Origin of the sequence: Facklamia sp. HMSC062C11 (genome assembly GCF_001810675.1) — a bacterium.
Taxonomy (GTDB): domain Bacteria; phylum Bacillota; class Bacilli; order Lactobacillales; family Aerococcaceae; genus Facklamia; species Facklamia hominis.
Map to the genome: position 1 here is coordinate 97,983 of NZ_KV802385.1, position 19,258 is coordinate 117,240.

The 19,258-nt window shown below is 42.1% G+C and carries 17 protein-coding genes; 15 read left to right on the forward strand and 2 right to left on the reverse strand.

All coding sequences use genetic code 11. The annotated features are described in order from the left end of the window. The first annotated feature begins 5 nt into the window (after positions 1–5). The 13 genes from HMPREF2758_RS03060 to HMPREF2758_RS03120 all read left to right on the forward strand — a co-directional run bounded on the left by HMPREF2758_RS03060 (position 6) and on the right by HMPREF2758_RS03120 (position 12,595). Positions 6–506 carry a dihydrofolate reductase gene (locus HMPREF2758_RS03060; RefSeq protein ID WP_246823234.1) on the forward strand — a complete coding sequence of 167 codons (501 nt, stop codon included), beginning with the start codon at positions 6–8 and terminating at the stop codon, positions 504–506. A gap of 78 nt (positions 507–584) precedes the next feature. After that, positions 585–797, forward strand: a complete 213-nt coding sequence (locus HMPREF2758_RS03065; protein ID WP_006907656.1) for a YozE family protein — start codon at positions 585–587, stop codon at positions 795–797. A 24-nt stretch (positions 798–821) separates the two neighbouring features. Beyond that, a complete protein-coding gene (deoD, locus tag HMPREF2758_RS03070) occupies positions 822–1,544 on the forward strand; it encodes a purine-nucleoside phosphorylase (RefSeq protein ID WP_070609105.1) in 723 nt (240 codons plus the stop codon). Positions 1,545–1,554: 10 nt separating this feature from the next. After that, positions 1,555–3,045 (forward strand): S41 family peptidase, encoded by a 1,491-nt coding sequence (locus HMPREF2758_RS03075; protein ID WP_070609106.1) that lies wholly within the window; start codon positions 1,555–1,557, stop codon positions 3,043–3,045. 129 nt (positions 3,046–3,174) lie between these two features. Then, a complete protein-coding gene (gene ylqF / locus HMPREF2758_RS03080) occupies positions 3,175–4,023 on the forward strand; it encodes a ribosome biogenesis GTPase YlqF (protein ID WP_070609107.1) in 849 nt (282 codons plus the stop codon). Continuing rightward, positions 4,023–4,811, forward strand: coding sequence for a ribonuclease HII (locus tag HMPREF2758_RS03085; protein ID WP_070609108.1), 789 nt, complete (start codon positions 4,023–4,025; stop codon positions 4,809–4,811). Before ylqF ends, HMPREF2758_RS03085 begins: the two co-directional genes overlap by 1 nt. 55 nt (positions 4,812–4,866) lie before the next feature. Then, positions 4,867–5,766 (forward strand): DNA-processing protein DprA, encoded by a 900-nt coding sequence (gene dprA / locus HMPREF2758_RS03090; RefSeq protein ID WP_070609109.1) that lies wholly within the window; start codon positions 4,867–4,869, stop codon positions 5,764–5,766. Positions 5,767–5,962: 196 nt separating this feature from the next. Next, complete coding sequence (gene topA / locus HMPREF2758_RS03095; protein ID WP_070609110.1) at positions 5,963–8,023, forward strand: type I DNA topoisomerase; 2,061 nt, start codon at positions 5,963–5,965, stop codon at positions 8,021–8,023. Between the two features lie 229 nt (positions 8,024–8,252). Further along, positions 8,253–9,170, forward strand: a complete 918-nt coding sequence (xerC, locus tag HMPREF2758_RS03100) for a tyrosine recombinase XerC (protein ID WP_070609111.1) — start codon at positions 8,253–8,255, stop codon at positions 9,168–9,170. Further along, a complete protein-coding gene (gene hslV, locus HMPREF2758_RS03105; protein WP_006907648.1) occupies positions 9,167–9,694 on the forward strand; it encodes an HslVU peptidase proteolytic subunit in 528 nt (175 codons plus the stop codon). The genes xerC and hslV overlap by 4 nt, the downstream gene beginning before the upstream one ends. An 11-nt stretch (positions 9,695–9,705) precedes the next feature. Further along, positions 9,706–11,109, forward strand: a complete 1,404-nt coding sequence (gene hslU, locus HMPREF2758_RS03110; RefSeq protein WP_006907647.1) for an ATP-dependent protease ATPase subunit HslU — start codon at positions 9,706–9,708, stop codon at positions 11,107–11,109. 19 nt (positions 11,110–11,128) lie between these two features. Continuing rightward, positions 11,129–12,022: an aldose epimerase family protein gene (locus tag HMPREF2758_RS03115; RefSeq protein WP_070609112.1), complete on the forward strand. Its 894-nt coding sequence runs from the start codon at positions 11,129–11,131 to the stop codon at positions 12,020–12,022. Between the two features lie 9 nt (positions 12,023–12,031). Continuing rightward, positions 12,032–12,595, forward strand: a complete 564-nt coding sequence (locus HMPREF2758_RS03120) for a thioredoxin family protein (RefSeq protein WP_006907645.1) — start codon at positions 12,032–12,034, stop codon at positions 12,593–12,595. An 84-nt stretch (positions 12,596–12,679) separates the two neighbouring features. Here the strand turns inward: HMPREF2758_RS03120 and plsY are convergent, their stop codons facing one another. Both plsY and HMPREF2758_RS03130 read right to left on the reverse strand, forming a co-directional pair. After that, positions 12,680–13,285, reverse strand: coding sequence for a glycerol-3-phosphate 1-O-acyltransferase PlsY (gene plsY, locus HMPREF2758_RS03125; protein WP_070609113.1), 606 nt, complete (start codon positions 13,283–13,285; stop codon positions 12,680–12,682). A gap of 269 nt (positions 13,286–13,554) precedes the next feature. Continuing rightward, a complete protein-coding gene (locus HMPREF2758_RS03130; RefSeq protein ID WP_070609114.1) occupies positions 13,555–14,157 on the reverse strand; it encodes a nitroreductase family protein in 603 nt (200 codons plus the stop codon). A 223-nt stretch (positions 14,158–14,380) separates the two neighbouring features. Here HMPREF2758_RS03130 and parE point away from each other — a divergent pair, with 223 nt between their 5' ends. Together parE and parC are read left to right on the forward strand one after the other, a co-directional pair. Then, on the forward strand, positions 14,381–16,537 hold the full coding sequence (parE, locus tag HMPREF2758_RS03135; protein WP_070609115.1) for a DNA topoisomerase IV subunit B: 2,157 nt from the start codon (positions 14,381–14,383) through the stop codon (positions 16,535–16,537). Positions 16,538–16,543: 6 nt separating this feature from the next. Continuing rightward, positions 16,544–19,042 (forward strand): DNA topoisomerase IV subunit A, encoded by a 2,499-nt coding sequence (parC, locus tag HMPREF2758_RS03140; protein WP_070609116.1) that lies wholly within the window; start codon positions 16,544–16,546, stop codon positions 19,040–19,042. Positions 19,043–19,258 lie beyond the last annotated feature (216 nt).

Consider the following 19,258-nt stretch of genomic DNA (forward strand, 5'->3'; position numbering starts at 1 on the left):
GAAGCATGATGATAACATTTGTTTACGCTCAGGATTTAATGGGAGCGATTGGCTATCGAAATGATCTACCTTGGCATCTCCCCAATGATCTTAAATTTTTCAAGAAAGTCACCATGGGACATACGATTCTAATGGGACGCAATACTTTTGAGTCGATGAATCGACGCTTGTTACCTGGCCGAAAATCGGTGATTTTAACCTCTGATTTAAATTATTGTCAAGAGATTGAAGGGTTAACTTGTGTCCATTCAATAGATCAAGTCCTTGAATTAGCTAAAGATCAAGAGTTGATGGTGATCGGTGGGGCGGGTGTTTTTAAGCAATTGTTTGATCATGCGGATAAAATAATTCGTACTGTGATTGAAGCAGAATTTGAAGCGGATACCTATATGCCAAAAATCGATGAAAGCCTGTTTGAACGGGTGAATGTTGAAGAAGGTGTGGTGGATGAAAAAAATCCTTATGCCCACCGTTATGAAACATGGCTTAGAAAATCATTGAAATAAAATGTGGAAGAGATTACGCATTTTAGCGGGAACATGCTATAATAAGTAAAAATCAAAAGCCTGCAAAGGAGTGATGGATTGACATTTTATAATTTTATAAAACGCTTTGTGGATGAGGGAGCGGATGATCCACGGAGTCGCTTGGCGAATACCATTGTTAAAGATACCGCTTTTCCCAAGCAGTCTGATGATTTTGAGGAGATATCTGATTATCTAGAGAAGAGTTCGCTCTATAGCAAGTTGCTTAGCCATTTTGATCAGGCATGGCAGGATTATCAGTACCATTCATAGTTTTATATAGAAGGAGACGATTTTATGACAACACATATTAATGCCAAAAAAGGAGATATTGCTCCATACGTTCTATTTCCGGGAGACCCTTTGAGAGCAAAGTATATTGCTGAGAGCTACTTAGAAGATGTTCATTGTTATAACGAAGTGCGCAATATGTTTGGATTTACCGGAACTTATAAGGGACTTCCAATTTCAGTTCAAGGCTCTGGGATGGGAATTCCTTCGGCCATGATTTATGCGGAAGAATTATATACAGGTTTTGATGTCCAAGCCATTATTCGAGTAGGCTCTGCAGGTGCCCTACAAGAATCAATTCATGTGCGTGATTTGGTTCTAGGTCAAGGAGCAACGACGGATTCATCTTGCCTACGTAATATTTTCAATCAACAAGTCTCTTTTTCAGCCATCAGTGACTTCCAATTATTGGACAAAGCTTACCATATTGCTCTAGACCAAGGAAAAGCTAAAGTCCACGTTGGAAACTTGCTATCCAGTGACCGCTTCTACAACGAAGAAATAGACAAGAAAAAATTAGCCCGTTATGGCATGTTAGCCGTTGAAATGGAAGCGGCCGGTCTTTATGCTGTCGCTGCTAAACATCAACGTAAGGCCTTGGCTTTATGTACGATATCAGACCATGCTATTACTAAAGAACAAACGACCGCCCAAGAACGGGAACAGACCTTTACGGATATGATGGAAGTAGCCCTTGAAACCTTCTATCAAACGGCACAGGCCGATTAAGAAGTTGACTATGTCAAAACAAGGACACACTTCAAAAAGCACTACTAAAGCCTATCGGTCTAAGCAGCTTTTTATGGGGACGGTGGCGATACTCGCCTTGATTATTTTTTTGTGGGGGCAAGGCCCTAATTCGATCGAAAGTCGTCAACCGTCACTCAAGAGTGCGGCTCAAATCGAAGAAAAGGAGTCCAAAGACGCCTTAAGTCAAGCGGATTTAGCCAAATTCCAAGCAGTTTATCAGGCTATTCAGTCGAGTTATATTGAGGATATCGATAAGAAAGAGCTAATCCAAGGAGCACTAAAAGGCATGGTGGGTGCGACCCAAGATCCTTTTTCAGAATACTTGACCCCTGAAGAAACTCAGCCATTAGATGATTCGATGGATGGTTCTTTTACTGGAATTGGTGTTCAATTTACGATTAAAGAAGGCAAAGTAACGGTTATTGCTCCGATTGATAAGACGCCGGCTCAAGAGGCGGGTATCTTAGCCAATGATATCTTTATCGCTGTCGATGGGAAGAAACTCGAAGGACTCGATACGCAAGCTGTGGTTCAATTGATTAGAGGTAAGGCTGGAAGTTCCCTAACGCTCACTGTTCAACGTGGAGACAGTCAGTTTGATGTGGACTTAGTGCGGGCTGAGATTCCTTTAACGACCGTTGAAGGTAAGTTAGATCCGACTGATAAGGAAGTTGGCTATCTCAAGATTAGTCAATTTGCTTCAACAACTTATGAGGAACTCGTAGACCAATTGGATCAATTACGCACGCAAGGAGCCAAACGCTTTATCTTTGATCTACGCTATAACCCAGGTGGTTTATTACCGACCGCCTTGTCAGTAACCAACCTCTTTATGGAGAATGGTCAGGTTTTGATGCAAGTTCAAGAAAAAGATAAGCAAGCGATGCCGTATTTTGCTAATGATAATGAATATGGCAAGGAAAAGGTGACAGAGCCTTATGTGGTCTTAGTGGATGAGGGGTCCGCTTCAGCCAGTGAGATTCTAGCAGTTGCTATCTCTGAAAACACGGATCGTCCGTTAGTCGGTACGACAACCTTTGGTAAGGGGACTGTCCAAACAGTTTCAGAATTAAGTGATTATGGTGAGCTTAAGTTAACCATTGCTAAGTGGTTAAGTCCAGAAGGTCATTGGATTCATAAGAAAGGGGTAAAGCCGGACAAGCAAGTAGAACGTCCAGCGGTGGCAAAGGCGATCACCCTCGATAGCAAGACTCCGCTTAAGAAAGGAGATGCCTCCGCCCAGGTTCAATCGGCTTCCTTGATGCTAGATGCTCTAGGTTATGACTTAGCTGAGACAAGTTATTATGATGAAAAGATGGAAGCAGCGGTTAAAGCCTTTCAAAAAGATCAAGGATTAGAAGTCACTGGACAGGTTCAAGGGCAAACAAGTGAACGACTCATGGACCTAACCCGTGATTATCTCAAAGAGCACGATCCTCAATACCAAGCCGCTCTAGACCTCGTCAAACAAGAAAAATAATAGAGTGAGACCATGATTGGTCTTCTAAATTATTGAATTTTTATGAATAAGAGGCTAAGACATCGTTGTCCTAGCCTCTCTTATGTTAGAAATGATTTGCTGATCTAATACAAAGAAAGGATGAATACTATGCCAACTATCCAATGGTATCCTGGACATATGGCCAAGGCCAAGCGCGAGGCCCAAGAAAAAATAAAATTGGTCGATTTAGTGATCGAGCTGGCTGATGCTCGCATTCCCGAGTCTTCTCGGAATCCGATCATTCAAGAAATTATCGGCCAAAAGCCTTCTCTGCTTATTTTGAATAAAGCTGATTTAGCCGATCCTGCTACTACTCGCGCTTGGGAAGATTACTACCGGAGCCAAGGTCAACAGGCACTCAGTCTTGATGCTCAACATCTTCGTTCTACCAAAGCGATAAATCGTGTGATTCAAGATCAAATGCAGGATTTTTTTGCTAAACGTAAAGCCAAGGGAATCAAGCCTCGTGCCATTCGACTTATGATTTTAGGGATTCCTAATGTGGGAAAATCTACCTTGATCAATCGATTCGTAGGTAAGAATCAAGCACAAACGGGTAATAAACCAGGGGTCACTAAAGCTCAACGTTGGCTTAAAATTGGTAAAGAATTTGAATTGTTGGATACCCCAGGGATTCTTTGGCCAAAATTTGAGGATCCCATGACGGGACATCATTTGGCTCTGACTGGGGCGATCAAAGATCAATTATTACCTATGCAAGAGCTAGCCTTGGTGTTAATTGAACAATTACGTCAGCATTACCCTGGCTTATTAGAGAATCATTATCAGTTAGAAGTTCCTGAAGACCTATCCTCTAGTGATTATTTGATTCAATTTACTCAGGCCATGAACTTGGGAGAAGATTTTAATCAAGCGGGTGAAGGCCTCATCCAAGATTTTCGATCAGGTAAGTTGGGGGCTTTGAGTCTAGAATTTCCGCAAGGTGAGGTAGATTAATGACTCAGAAGCTAACGATTCAGCAAATTAAGCAAGCCCTAGCGCTAGTTGAAGATCTAACCGATCCGCTGCTAGAAACTTTGACTCAAGATTCGCGAAAAGGAGTCCAACGAATTCTTCAACAACGTATTCGGCAAATTGAAAATCAGCAGGCCCTAAAGGTTGCTTACCTTGAACGATTGCGTTATGAGTCAGCCATTCTAACAGACAATCCGCAAGCTATTATTGGTGGGGTGGATGAAGTCGGACGGGGTCCTATTGCAGGACCGGTGGTGGCTGCTTGTGTGGTACTGCCTCAAGATACGTCTCATTGGTACCAGGTTAATGATTCTAAGAGCCTATCTCATGATAAACGCTTGGAATTAGCTCAGATGATTCAAAAAGAGGCCAAGGCCTATCAAATTGTTGAAGTATCGGAATCAGTCATTGATGAAATCAATATCTATCAGGCGAGTCGTCAAGCAATGAAGCAGGCAGTACTTTCTCTTTCACTTGATTTAGATCATATTTTATTGGACGCGATGACGCTTGATTTGCCAACCCCTCAAACCTCACTCATTAAAGGTGATCAAAAATCCTTGTCAATTGCAGCGGCGTCAATTATTGCCAAGGTCTATCGAGATCAAAAAATGGTGGAATTAGCGGCTAAGTATCCCGAATTTAGCTTTGATCAACATATGGGTTACCCGACTAAACAACATTTACAAGCCTTACAGACTTATGGCAAGACTCCTCATCACCGTCAAAGTTTTGGTCCAGTGATGAAGGTGGATCATTGGTATCATTAAGCTTTTTAAGCGCATTTAAGTCACTTTTTACTAGTTATTACTAGAGGTGATAACAATGCATTTTAAACAAGCGTTAATCTATTTAGATCTAAAAAAGGTCTCCTACCATGATCGTTGGGTTTATTTAAATCATCTATTAACAAGCTCGATCAGAGATAAGCAGGATTGTTATGCGTTGGCTGAAAAGTTAAGTCAGCTTGGAGCCTTTAATAAAGAGCATCCCTCTCTTTTTAAGGATTGGGTTGAATACGAAGCCCAGGTTGCCCAACTATCTAAGCAGACTTTTGCCTTTGGTGAGAATACCTACCCAAAATTATGGCTACAAATTCCTCAACCACCGCTATTAGTCTACTATCAAGGGGATCTGTCCCTTCTAGAAAAGCAGTGCGTATCTATCATTGGTTCTAGAAAGCTATCGGCATATGGTCAAAAAGCGAGTTTGCATATCAGTCAGGCCTTGTTAGAGTCTGGCTTTGTCTTGGTTTCGGGCCTTGCTAAAGGGGTGGATTATATTTGCCAGCAAAGGGCAGATCGCTATCGACCTAGAACGACGATTGCAATCTTACCTTCGGGCTTTAATCAGCCCTATCCTAGAGAGCATGCAGCCTTTCAAGACCGTCTGGCACAGCGTCATTTAATTTTGAGTGAGTACTTTCCCGATCAAGGTCCGCGCAAGTATCAATTTGTCGGACGTAATCGTTTAGTTGCTGGTTTAAGTCTAGCTACGGTTATCATTCAAGCGGCTCAGCGCTCGGGCTCCTTAATCACTGCTAATTATGCCTTGGAATATAATCGTCAAATTTATGCTCTACCTGGTCCGATCGATGACTCTCAATCGAAGGGCTGTAATGAACTGATTGCGGCTGGGGCAGCAGCGATTACTGATATTCCTGGTTTTGTTCAAGACTTGCATCATCTATATGCCTGTCAACAAGATATAACTCGTCCCAAATAATCCATTCTATTCGCTGAATTTTTGCTAGATCAAAAAGCTAAAATGATTAAATAGTGGACAAATGACTTTTTGATGTTAAAATATGGATTGTTAATGCAGTCCGATGGAATTCAATCAAAGAACTGCGACGCGTGATCTCAGTCTTTGATGATCAGCAGCGGTCTAACTTAAAAACCAAGAAAAGGATGAATGCTACTTGGCCTATAAATATCTCGTGATTGTCGAATCGCCCACAAAAGCCAAAACAATTGATAAATACCTGGGACGTAATTATAAGGTGGTTGCGTCTAAGGGACACTTGCGTGACTTACCTAAATCACGGATGGGTGTCAATATTGAAGAAGGCTTTGAGCCGGATTATATTTCGATTCGCGGTCGCGGTGACACAATTAAAGAGCTTCGTAAATTAGCGAAAAAGGCCGAGAAAGTCTTTCTGGCAAGTGACCCGGACCGTGAAGGGGAAGCCATTGCTTGGCATCTATCTTATCTTTTAGATCTGGATCGAAATGAGCCTAACCGGGTGGTCTTTAATGAGATTACTAAGGCAGCGGTGAAAGAAGCCTTCAAACATCCGCGTAAAATCGATCAGGATTTGGTGGATGCCCAACAAGCTCGGCGAATACTAGACCGTATTGTTGGTTATTCGATTTCACCTCTCCTTTGGAAAAAGATTAAGCGGGGCCTATCGGCAGGTCGGGTTCAATCAACGGCTCTAAAGATCATTATTGACCGTGAAAAACAGATCTCAGCCTTTAAACCCGAAGAGTATTGGAAGCTAACAGCCAAATTTAAAAAAGGGCGAAGACAGTTTGAGGCAGATTTCTATGGAAAAGAAGGCAAGAAGCTCGATTTAAAGAATGAAGATCAGGTCAATCAAATCATGGACCTATTAGATGAAAAAGAAGCTTTTACAGTGGATAAAGTAGAAGAGGGCACCCGGCAACGTCAGCCCTATGCACCTTTTACCACTTCGACGATGCAACAGGACGCAGCTAATCGATTGAACTTTAGAACAGGGAAGACGATGATGGTTGCTCAACAGCTTTATGAAGGGATTTCGATTAAGGGGAATACGGTCGGACTTATTACCTACATGCGTACGGATTCAACGCGGATTTCGGCGTCTGCCAGAGAGATGGCCTGTCGGTACATTGAATCGACCTATGGTAAAAATTATCTGGGGCCAGGCCAAAAAGGAAATAAACAACAAGGAGCACAAGATGCCCATGAGGCCATTCGTCCTTCGGATGTCACTTTGACCCCAGAGTCGATTAAGGAATCCCTAAGCAAGGATCAATATCGACTCTATGCCCTGATCTGGAGTCGGTTTATGGCTTCTCAAATGGCCAATGCTGTCTTTGACACCATTCGAGCGGATATCAGTCAGCATTCCGTTAATTTCAGAGCTAAGGGATCACGGATTAAGTTTGAAGGCTTCTTAAAGGTCTATCCGACTAAGTCTGATAAAGATAATTACCTGCCTGCTTTAGCACAAGGGGATGCGGTGAAATTAGCTAAGTTGGATCCCAGTCAACACTTTACCCAACCACCGGCACGTTATACGGAAGCTGCGTTGGTTAAAGTTTTAGAAGAACTTGGTATCGGTCGGCCGTCCACCTATGCTCCAACCTTGGAAACCCTGCGCAAACGCTACTACGTTAAGATGGAAGCCAAGCGTTTTATGCCAACCGAGCTAGGCTTGATCGTGAATCAGGTGATGGAAGAATATTTCCCTGCCATTGTGAACAGTGATTTTACGGCTAATATGGAAGGACAACTGGATGAAATTGAAGCCGGTGGACAGATTTGGCAAGAGGTATTGGCGGAATTCTATCAAATGTTTGAAAAAGATCTTCATACAGCAGAAGACCAAATGCAGGAAGTGGAGATTAAGGATGAGCCCGCTGGTTTTGATTGTCCCGAGTGTGGTCATCCGATGGTGATTAAAATTGGTCGTTTTGGTAAATTTTATGCTTGTTCCAACTTCCCAGATTGTCGCCATACCCAAGCCATTGTTAAGGAAATCGGGGTGACTTGTCCTAAGTGTCACGAGGGTCAAGTAGTTGAACGGAAATCTAAGAAAAACCGCAAGTTCTTTGGATGTTCTCGTTATCCAGATTGCGATTTTGTGTCTTGGGATCAACCCATTGCCAGAGCTTGTCCTAAGTGTGGGGAGTATCTGATTGAAAAGGTGTCTCGTAAAGGAAAACAAGTTAAATGTTCTTCTTGTGATTATGAGGAAGACCTACAGAACTAAGACAATGATAGGATTTGAATAGCTTTAATATTGCAATAAGCTAGCTTATGGTTTGACCACGGCTAGCTTTTTTAGTTATAGATTAAGACTTTTAAGGATTTTCACTTGATTTCTTTATTTTTCTGAGAGTCATTCTCTAAAAAGAAGCCAATTAAAGTTTTATCATTCGAAATCTTTGGCATAAAAGGGTATAATGAACTTATCTATTATATAAAAAGGATGTGGACGTTTGCGAGCAGCGATTCAATCATTCTTAGCATATATTAATAATGAGCGACGCTATTCACAGCATACTCTTCAAGCATATAAAAGAGACTTGGAGGAATTTCAAGTTTTTATTGATCAATCAGGTGGTGGGAACTTAGCCGAGCTGACCTATCAAGATATGCGCTTATTTTTAGCCTACTTGAATGAGAGAGGGTTATCCTCGACCACAATTAGTCGCAAATTATCTAGCTTACGGTCTTTTTTTGCTTATTGCCTAAGGCGAGAGTGGATTGATCAGGATCCTATGGAACTAATTACTTATAAGGCAAAGAAAGAACGATTACCAGACTTCTTTTATGAAGAAGAGATAAACCAACTGCTGGAAGCGGCTCGGTGTGATCAAGCGCCACATAAAGAGCGCAATCTTGCCCTACTCGAATTGTTATATGGAACAGGGATGCGGGTCTCCGAGTGTGTGGGGCTAAAATTGACTCAGTTGGATTTGGACCGTCAATGGCTTCGGGTGATCGGTAAGGGTAATAAAGAACGCCTGATTCCATTTGGAGATCCAGCGGCTTTGGCTGTTAAAAGCTATCTCAGTCAGGATCGGCCCCAGTTAGTTTCGAGTGAGAGTGATGATTTTCTCTTTTTATCGGATAAGGGTAAGCCACTAACCACTCATCAATTAAGGCGGATTCTTCAAGCCTTGGTGGATCAGCATCATTTATCCTTAACGGTACATCCGCATAAGTTTCGCCATTCATTTGCGACGCATCTATTGGACCATGGAGCGGATTTGCGATCTGTTCAAGAATTACTAGGCCATGAGAATCTATCTTCGACTCAAATTTATACACATATTTCCAATGCGAGTTTAAAAAAAGCTTATTTAAATGCCTTTCCAAGGGCAAAAAGACAATCTAAGGAGGAATCAGAATGACGACAGTGTGTGCAGTTAAAAAAGGAAATCAACTTGCTATGGCTGGTGACGGCCAAGTAACAATGGGTGAAAAATTTGTGATGAAATCTGGGGCACGTAAGCTCCGCCGAATCTTCAATGATCAAGTGGTGATCGGATTTGCTGGTGGTGTAGCGGATGCCATGACCCTTTCAGAGATGTTTGAGGAAAAATTACAAGCTCACCAAGGTCAATTAACCAGAGCAGCTGTGGAAGTTGCTAAGCAATGGCGGACGGATCGGTCTTTGCAACGCTTAGAGGCCTTAATCATTGTGATGAATAAAGATGAATTGTTATTGGTTTCTGGTACAGGGGAAGTGATTGAGCCAGATGATGGTATTTTAACGATTGGATCGGGTGGTAATTTTGCCCTGTCAGCAGCTCGAGCCATGATTCGCATTGAAAATGATTTAACGGCTGAAGAAATTGCTAAAAGAGCCCTTCAGATCGCTTCAGAAATCGATGTATACACCAATGACAATATCATTATTGAGTCATTTAGTTAGGAGAATGAAGAATGAAGAATTTTAGTCCTCGTCAAATTGTAGCGGAGTTAGATCGTTATATTGTTGGACAAAAGCAAGCTAAGCGAGCGGTGGCTGTAGCCATGCGTAATCGTGAGCGTCGTTTAAAATTAGACGATGAAATGCAAGAAGAAGTGAAGCCTAAGAACTTATTAATGATCGGTCCTACTGGGGTAGGTAAAACAGAAATAGCCCGAAGATTGGCCAAATATTCGCAAGCACCTTTTGTCAAGGTGGAAGCGACGAAGTATACGGAAGTTGGTTATGTTGGCCGAGATGTCGAGTCTATGGTCCGTGACCTGGTAGAAAATGCGATTCGGATCGTTCGTCAACAGATGCATGAGGAGGTCGCTGATACTGCTGAAGCTCGTGCCATTGAACGGGTGGCAAAAGCCTTGGTACCTAACAAAGAGAAAAAAGCTAAAAAAGAAGCTCATAAGGAAGGTATGCCATTTGATATGCAGTCCTTATTTAAACAATTGACCCAAGCAGAAGAAGGGGGCGAAGAGGAGGAAGTGGAGAGTGAAGAGCTTGCTTCTAATCGCCGAGCTATCCGTCAACAAATTCGAGACCATAAATTAGATAAACATGAAGTGACCATTAAGATGCAGGAACAAAAGGTGCAGTTGACCTCCTTGAACCCAGCCATGGAACAGATGATGGAGATGCAAGATTCGATCAATTCCTTAAAGCCCAAGAAGTTCATCGAGCGAACTGTTACCGTTAAAGAAGCGGTTGAGCTATTAACTGATGAAGAAGCGGATAAGCTAGTGAATCAAGATGACATTCACCAAAAGGCACTTAAACTAGCCCAGGAATCTGGCATTATCTTTATTGACGAAATGGATAAGATTGCTATGTCAGGTCGCGATTCTGGTCAAGTCTCTCGTCAAGGTGTTCAACGAGACATTCTTCCAATTGTGGAGGGATCTCAAGTCCAAACGAAGTATGGTATTATTGCGACAGATCATATCTTATTTATTGGATCGGGAGCCTTTCATGAGTGTAAGCCATCGGATCTGATTCCAGAACTGCAAGGTCGTTTCCCAATTCGAGTGCATTTGGATGATCTTGTTGAAGAAGACTTCGTTAATATTTTAACTCAACCGAAGAATGCTTTGTTGAAGCAATATCAAGCTTTATTAGCAACTGAAATGGTGGAAGTGAGTTTTACTGAGGATGCCATTCAACGGATGGCTTATTATGCAGTGACCTTGAACAGGGAAACCGATAATATTGGGGCACGTCGTCTTCATACCATTTTAGAAACTGTCTTGGAAGAATTGTTGTTTGAAGCAGCTGATGCCCCAATGAAAGTAGAAATCAATCAAAAATATGTGGATGATCGTTTAGCCGATAAAGTGAACAATACGGACTTAAGTCATTATATATTATAAAAAAGAGGAGTTAGCCTGTATGGTAACAATTGAGAATTCATCATTAAAAATTGATATTAGTGAAGTAGGAGCACAAATTCAATCAGTGATTGATAAAAGATCGAATTATGAATTTATCTGGCAAGGAGATAAGAAAACTTGGCCATTCCAAGCACCCATCTCCTTTCCGTTTGTGGGTTCATTAGTGAATAATCAATATCGTTACAAAGATCAGGTTTATTCTATGCCGCAAGATGGCTTTGTAAGGGAGATGCCCTTTAGTTTGCAACATCAATCACAGCATTCCGTCTCCTTTTGCTTAAAGTCAAGTGAAGAGACCCGTTTACAATATCCCTTTGACTTTTCATTGCAGGTGACTTATACCTTATTTGAAAAGACAATTACGATTTCTTTTGAGGTCTTGAATCCTTCGAGTGATCAGCCCCTTTATTATAGCTTGGGCTACCTGCCAACCTTTAATGTTTCAACCTATTCTTTAAAGAATAAACGAGAATTTGATCGGGTGTGGTTGGATATTGAACCGGAAGGCCATTATTTCCGTCTTCCCTTGAATAAAGAAGGATTGGTCCATGACCGTAAGACCCATTTTAGTGATGTCAGCAAGCATATCTTAGATTATAAAGAATTCCGCCGAGGACCTGTGATTCATCAAGTGAGCCATCATACTGAAGTGATACTGAAGGATGAAGTTCAAGGAGCAGGCATTGAATTTAAGCCAAGTGGTATGTACTACCTAGGGGTTTGGGCTTCCTATCCAAAGCGGGCCGATTTTATTCAATTACAAGCTGCAACTGGGATCTCAGATTATGATTACTTCAAGGGGGATCTAACTGAAAAAGAGGGTATTATCGCTTTAGATTGTAATCAGTTGCAGACACATGATTTAACCATTCGCTTTGATAAGAGTGAGTAGGATATAAAGATGATGAAGAAAATTGTCATAATGGGGCTGGTCTTATTATTAACGGCTTGTCAGGGGACTTATTCTAAGAGTAATTATTCTGACCTAAATCCCTTAAAACTCAAGGAATTGTCAGTTAATCTTTTGGACCTTACAAAGCAAGAAAAGCAAGAGGCTTACCAGGCCTTGGACCAGTATCATCAGATGGACCCACCGATACCGGTGGATCCCAAAGATCAAACTTCATTAGATCTTTTAAATGGGCCTCAAGCTTATCAAAATTATAAAAATCAACAATCTGATCAAGTTTATCTTTTGTATCTGGGATTTGAGGACTGTCCTTTTTGCCAGGCTTTTGTTCCCAAGCTGAACCATTTGGCTGATCGTTTGGAGCTTCGGATTGCTTATTATAATGTGATGGATCATCAAGAGGATGCCGATTTTGATGACTTGATTGATTTTTTGAAGATCTCAACGGTACCTGCACTCTTTCTAATCAAGTCGGATAAAATTATTGGACAAGTAGACCATCAAAGTAAAATGCAGGAGATTGAGGATTTATTGCAACAGGTTAGAGCCGATTGAAGGTAGAGTGAATTTTAAATATTAACTAAAAAGGCTGTGACTTTTTTTGTCACAGCCTTTTTCAGGATTGAATGGATTGAGTCGTTATTTATTGCTGCGATATAGACCAAAAGGAAGACGTCGTTCATTGCCATGAAGAATTCGGTCAATATTTTGTCGATGGCGATAAATCATAAAAAGTGCGATGGCGGTAAAACCGATCTTATAGACAAAAGCTTGAGTCATAATAATATAGATGACCGTTAGGGTGTATGAGACCATCGCGGCCAGTGAAATCATGGAAGAGAGATAGAGGCAAATAACAAGTAGAATGACTTGGCAAATAGCCAAGTAAAAATGGTAGCCTAATAGAACCCCTATTGATGTCGCAACGACTTTACCCCCTTTAAAATGGGCAAAGAGGGGGTAGGCATGACCAATTACACAAGCAATTCCTACGCCCATGACCAACCAATCTTGTTGTCCAGCAAAGTAATGGTAAGCTAGCCCTGTTGGAATCCAACCCTTTAATACGTCAATGGTAATTACGATTAAGGCTGCTTTTTTACCAAAATTACGTCCGATATTAGAACCGCCGGAATTACCCGATCCGAGTTCTCTCACATCAATATGGTGAACCCATTTTGAATACCAGACTCCAGAAGGGATTGATCCCGCCAGATAAGCGCATAATAAAATAATAATTGGCATGCTGATCCTCCTTTATAATATAGTCTATTCTACCACGACAGCTTGCAAGAGGACAAGCGCAATAGAGCTAGTTAGACTGGTCTTAATTAAGAAGTGATGATAATGTGAACTCTTATCAGTAAAGAACTCGAATTGAAATTGTACCTTAAAAAACTACCCGATCGGACCAAGGAGGCCTTTCGGGTAGTTTTGATTAGTCGAATAATGTGTAGAGTCAGTGATCCTTATGATAATAAGGGCTCAGCTCAATTAGTAAAATCGTTTAGGGCCTAGTCTTTAATGATTCGAACTTGTTCTTCGTGACTTAATTTTTCTAAGTCTTGTGCGGGCTCGATAACTGGACCGAAAGGCATTTGAGCATTTAATTCCCAGTGGTCTGGTAAGTCTAGGGCTTCTTTAATGGATCGGTCAAAGCCTTGTTGGAAGCCAATATTAAAGTGCTGTAGGTTAGCCCCATAGCCTAATTCAGCTAAACGTAACCAGGCAGCATATTCTGCCATGGCGGCATTTTGTTCTTTATATAATTCACGACGCTCAGGGGTCGTTGTAACCTTTTCTTCAAGTGCTTGACGGTCTTCGAAGAAGAGGACGGTACCCACTGCATTTTTAGCTGTATCAAAAACGCCTTTGAAGTAGTTATACATTCCTTCATCTAAGATTTCTTTTTGTGTGCAATCAATAATTTCCCAGACTTTTTGATTGGCTGCTCCAGAAACAATCACCAACCGGGTAGTCTGTGAATTAAAAGCAGAAGGAGAAGTGGTAACCACTTTTGCTAATTCTGCAGCGATTTCTTCGATCGAATGATTGGCTTCACCACCAATCGCATATTGAGTACGGAGTTTGTTAGCAATTTCTAAAAAGTTTGACATACATTCACTCCTTTATATGTTTTGTACAGTTGTATATTATAATGATCATTTGAATATGTCAACCGATATGCTTCATGCTTCATCCATTAAAATAATTTTAAATCAATCTTTTAAGGCCAGGGGTGATAAGATGGGCATTCCCTTGCCTAAAGGCTAAGATGTCTGCTATGATAAAACAGTTGATTCGTATTCGAAACACTAATAAATAAAAGTAGGTGACCTAATGGCCCAAGATAAAAATTCATTAAAGCAGTATGAAGATGATGCGATTCAGATTCTGGAGGGCTTGGATGCCGTTCGAAAACGGCCAGGTATGTATATTGGTTCGACGGACCAAAGAGGTTTACACCATTTAATCTATGAAATCGTTGATAATTCAGTCGATGAGGCTTTATCCGGCTTTGCAGATCATATCCAAGTAAGCCTTCAAGCGGATGGATCGGTAATCGTTGAAGATAATGGGCGGGGGATGCCTGTTGGGCAACATGCTTCCGGTATTCCAACCGTTCAAGTTATTTTTACCGTCCTTCATGCGGGCGGTAAATTTGGGCAAGGCGGTTACAAATCAGCCGGCGGTCTTCACGGTGTTGGAGCTTCGGTCGTCAATGCGCTATCCTCTTGGTTGGAAGTGACTGTTTGGCGTGATAATTATGAGTATTTTATGCGCTTTGAAAAGGGGGGACATCCAGTTACCCCACTTAAGAAACGTAAACACCCTAATAAAGGGCAAACTGGAACTCGTGTACATTTTATGCCAGACCCTGAGATTTTCGCTGGGGCGCATTTTCGTTTTGATACTGTGGCAGAACGCTTACGTGAGTCTGCCTTCCTTTTGAAAGACGTCCGCTTCGATCTAACCGATCAGTCTAAGGAACAAGTAGAGAGTTTCCACTATGAAAAGGGACTAATTGATTTTATCGCCTACTTAAATGAGGATAAGGAAGTCATGGGTGATATTATTAGTTTTTCTGCCCAGGAAGAAGGCTTCGAGATCGATTTTGCTATGCAGTATAATGACGGCTATTCAGAGACGATTCTTTCCTTTGCTAATAATGTAAGAACAGCTGGTGGCGGAAGTCACGAGACTGGTATGAAAACAGGGATCACCAAGGCCTTTAATGATTACGGTCGCAAGGTTGGTTTGATCAAGGATAAGGATAAGAACTTGGAAGGATCGGACGTGCGAGAGGGCTTAGTCGCTGTCCTATCTCTACGTGTTCCTGAGCAGTATCTACAATTTGAAGGACAAACCAAGGACAAATTAGGAACTCCTAAAGCTCGGTCATTAGTCGAAAGTGTGGTTATGGAACGGGTGGGCTATTTTCTAGCTGAAAATGGCAACTGGGCCCAAAGTATCTTGCGAAAAGCCCTCAAGGCCCGCCAGACTCGGGAGGCTGCTCGTAAAGCCCGGGATGCTTCTCGATCCTCCTCAAGCAATAAACAATCAGAACGGCTGATATCTGGTAAGTTAACCAAAGCGCAATCGAAGGATGCGAGCCGTAATGAACTCTTCCTCGTCGAAGGGGATTCTGCTGGAGGCTCGGCCAAGCTTGGCCGGGATCGCAAGTATCAAGCGATCTTACCTTTAAGGGGAAAGGTCATCAATACGGAAAAAGCCTCCCTGAGTGAAATTATGAAAAATGAAGAGATCAATACGATGATCTATACGATCGGTGGAGGCGTTGGCCCTGACTTTGATTTGGATGCCGTTAATTATGATAAAGTCGTCATCATGACCGATGCGGATACTGATGGTGCCCATATTCAAGTCTTATTATTGACTTTTTTCTATCGTTATATGAAAGCCTTGGTCGAAGCAGGGAAGGTCTATATTGCCATGCCACCGCTTTATAAAGTCTCTAAAGGCAAGGGCAAGAAAGAGCAGATAGAATATGCTTGGACAGATGAAGAATTGGCCCAAGCCATCAAAAAGGTTGGGAAGGGATATACCTTACAACGCTATAAAGGTTTGGGGGAAATGAATGCCGACCAACTTTGGGAGACGACCATGAATCCGGACTCTCGTTTACTCATTCGAGTGACCTTAGATGATGAGGCCTTATCTGAAAAACGTCTATCCACTTTGATGGGAGCTAAGGTGGAGCCCAGACGGAAGTGGATTGAATCTCATGTCCAGTTCACCATGGATGAAGAGGATTCATTACTACAAGATAATCAGACCTGGCAAGATTCTAAAGTCTCTAAAGAGACTCTAGCCAAAGAAGCCTTGATTGCGGATAAGAATCCAGCAGCTTCCAGCAAGCAAACCCATCTAGAAGAGAATCTGAAGCCAAAATCTGCTTCGACTAGGTCGGCAAAATCGCCTTCCAAAAGGGACCTAGATTCAGAAACGGAACAAATTCAATTATTCGAGGAGTGATCCTAAATGCCTAATAGTGAAAAATCTGGCGTTCAAGAATTGAACTTTTCAGCGATTATCGGTGATCGTTTTGGACGCTATTCAAAATATATTATTCAGGATCGAGCTTTGCCAGATATTCGCGATGGACTCAAACCGGTTCAACGGCGGATTCTCTATGCCATGTATGCAGACTCGAACACGGCTGACAAGCCTTATCGGAAGTCGGCTAAGACCGTGGGGAATGTGATTGGTAATTATCATCCTCATGGGGATTTATCAGTCTATGAAGCCATGGTTCGGATGTCTCAATCTTGGAAGAATCGCTTGCCTTTAATTGATATGCATGGAAATAACGGGTCGATGGATGGAGACCCAGCGGCAGCGATGCGGTATACCGAAGCAAGATTATCCAAGATTGCCTCATCCTTATTGAGTGACATTCACGCAGACACGGTAGATTGGATGTTGAATTTTGATGACACCCTGGAAGAACCCCGAGTTTTACCGGCACGTTTTCCTAATTTGTTAGTCAATGGGTCGACCGGGATCTCGGCAGGCTATGCTACCGATATTCCGCCACACAATCTGGCTGAAGTGATTGATGCCTTGGTTTATTTATTGGAACATGATGGAAAAACAGTCAGTCTAGACCAGATTATGAATTTTATTAAAGGGCCTGATTTTCCAACGGGAGCGATTATCGAAGGCTTAGACGATCTCAAAGCTGCCTATCAAACGGGTCAGGGTAAAGTGGTCGTTCGGTCTAAAGTTGAAGTCGAATCCCTTAAAGCGGGTAAGAGTCAATTGCTTATCAGTGAAATTCCTTATGATATTAATAAGGGCAAATTGGTGCAGAAGATCGATGAGATTCGCCTAAATAAAAAGGTTGATGGAATTGTAGATGTTCGAGACGACTCGGATATTAATGGTGTTTTGATTGTTGTCGAGCTTAAGCGAGATGTGGATCCTGATGCGATCCTTGCTTACTTGTATAAGAATACCGACCTTCAGGTGAATTATCATTTTAATATGGTTGCGATTGATAATCGTCGCCCCGTCGTTTGTTCGCTTCCACGGATGTTGGAGGCTTATCTAGACCATCAAAAAGAAGTGGTCACCCGCCGGACGCGCTATCTTTTAGATAAAGATCAAAAACGTCTGCATATTGTGGATGGATTAATTCGGGTGGTTTCGATTTTAGATGAAGTGATTGCGACGATTCGCCAGTCAGAGAATAAGGCGGATGCTAAGGATAATTTGGTTAAGCAGTATGATTTCTCGTTGGCGCAAGCTGAAGCGATCGTTACTTTGCAGCTCTATCGTTTAACCAATACAGATATCACCGCTTTGCAAGCTGAGAAGCTGGACTTGAACGAACAAATTCAAATGTATCAGAATATTTTAGCAAATGAAAAAAGTCTCAATCGGGTCTTAATTAAAGAATTAAAAGAGGTTAAAAAGGCTTTTCCGAGCCCAAGAAGGACTCAATTGCGCGATGAAGTGAAAGAAGTCAGTGTTGAACGGACCCTCTTGATTCCACAAGAGCAGGTGTATGTGTCAGTAACCCGAGAAGGGTATATGAAGCGGACTTCTCTTCGTTCCTTTGGCGCCTCCGACACCTTAGATTTAGGGTCGCGTGACCAAGACTATCCAATTTTTGTGCGTGAATTATCAACCCATGATGCGATTGTCGTCCTAACTTCCTGTGGTAATTACCTTCATATTCCGGTTAACGAATTACCAGATATTCGATGGAAAGACCTAGGAATGCATTGGTCGCAAAATTATCAATTGGAGTCTGGCGAAGAGATTGTGGCTGTCTTTGCTCAAACGATGAGTCAGGATTCAGCGGATATTAATGATGACCGTTCAAATCTTGTATTAGTGACGGCTAAGGGCCGAGCTAAGCAAACGCCGCTGAGCGAGTTTACAACTTTTAGATCCTATAAGACAAGATCAGCACAGGCGATTAAATTACAAGATGCCAGCGATCGACTGGTAGCTGCCTATCAAGCTCATCAAGATGGGCATTATGATCTGGTACTCTTGACTCGGCGTTCCTATGGTTTACGATTCAATCTTGATCAGATATCTAGTCAAGGACTGAAAGCTCAAGGGGTGATGGCGATTAAGTTGAAGGATGATGATCATGTAGCTGCAGCCTTTGTCATTCATCAAGACCTTAGCCGACCTCAAGTCTTCCTATTGACCCAGCGAGGCAATGTGAAGCGAATCGATGTGGCTGAATTTGCAGCTTCTAATCGAGCTAGCGTCGGTAATCTCATTCTCAAAGAATTGAAAGCCCAGCCCCATCGAATTATCGGTGCGGTCGCTTTAATTAAAGGGAATGTGCCTTTACTGATTCAAGGAGACACCGGTCAACAGGTGGAGCTTCAAGCTTTTGATATTCCTTTGACGAGCCGGTATAATAATGGATCGACCTTGGCCGATTTGGACAAGTTAGGACAAGTGACCAATCTTCATATTGCAAGACTAAAATTGCTTGATGAACAAGATGATTAGGCCTTTGCTTCGTTAAATCGAGTGACCAGCCCCTGAAAGTTAGGCTTTTGGGGGCTGTTTTTTTGATGATTGCTGGTTTAAAAGTGGAGGATGGAGGCGTCGCTAGGTTTGGGTGTTTGGTAGATTTAGGTGAGTTAAATCTGTGAGAAATTGTAACGCTCGGGCCTTTGAGACTAGCGAAACTGGGTCAAATTGTAACTCTTGGTCCTTTGAGAG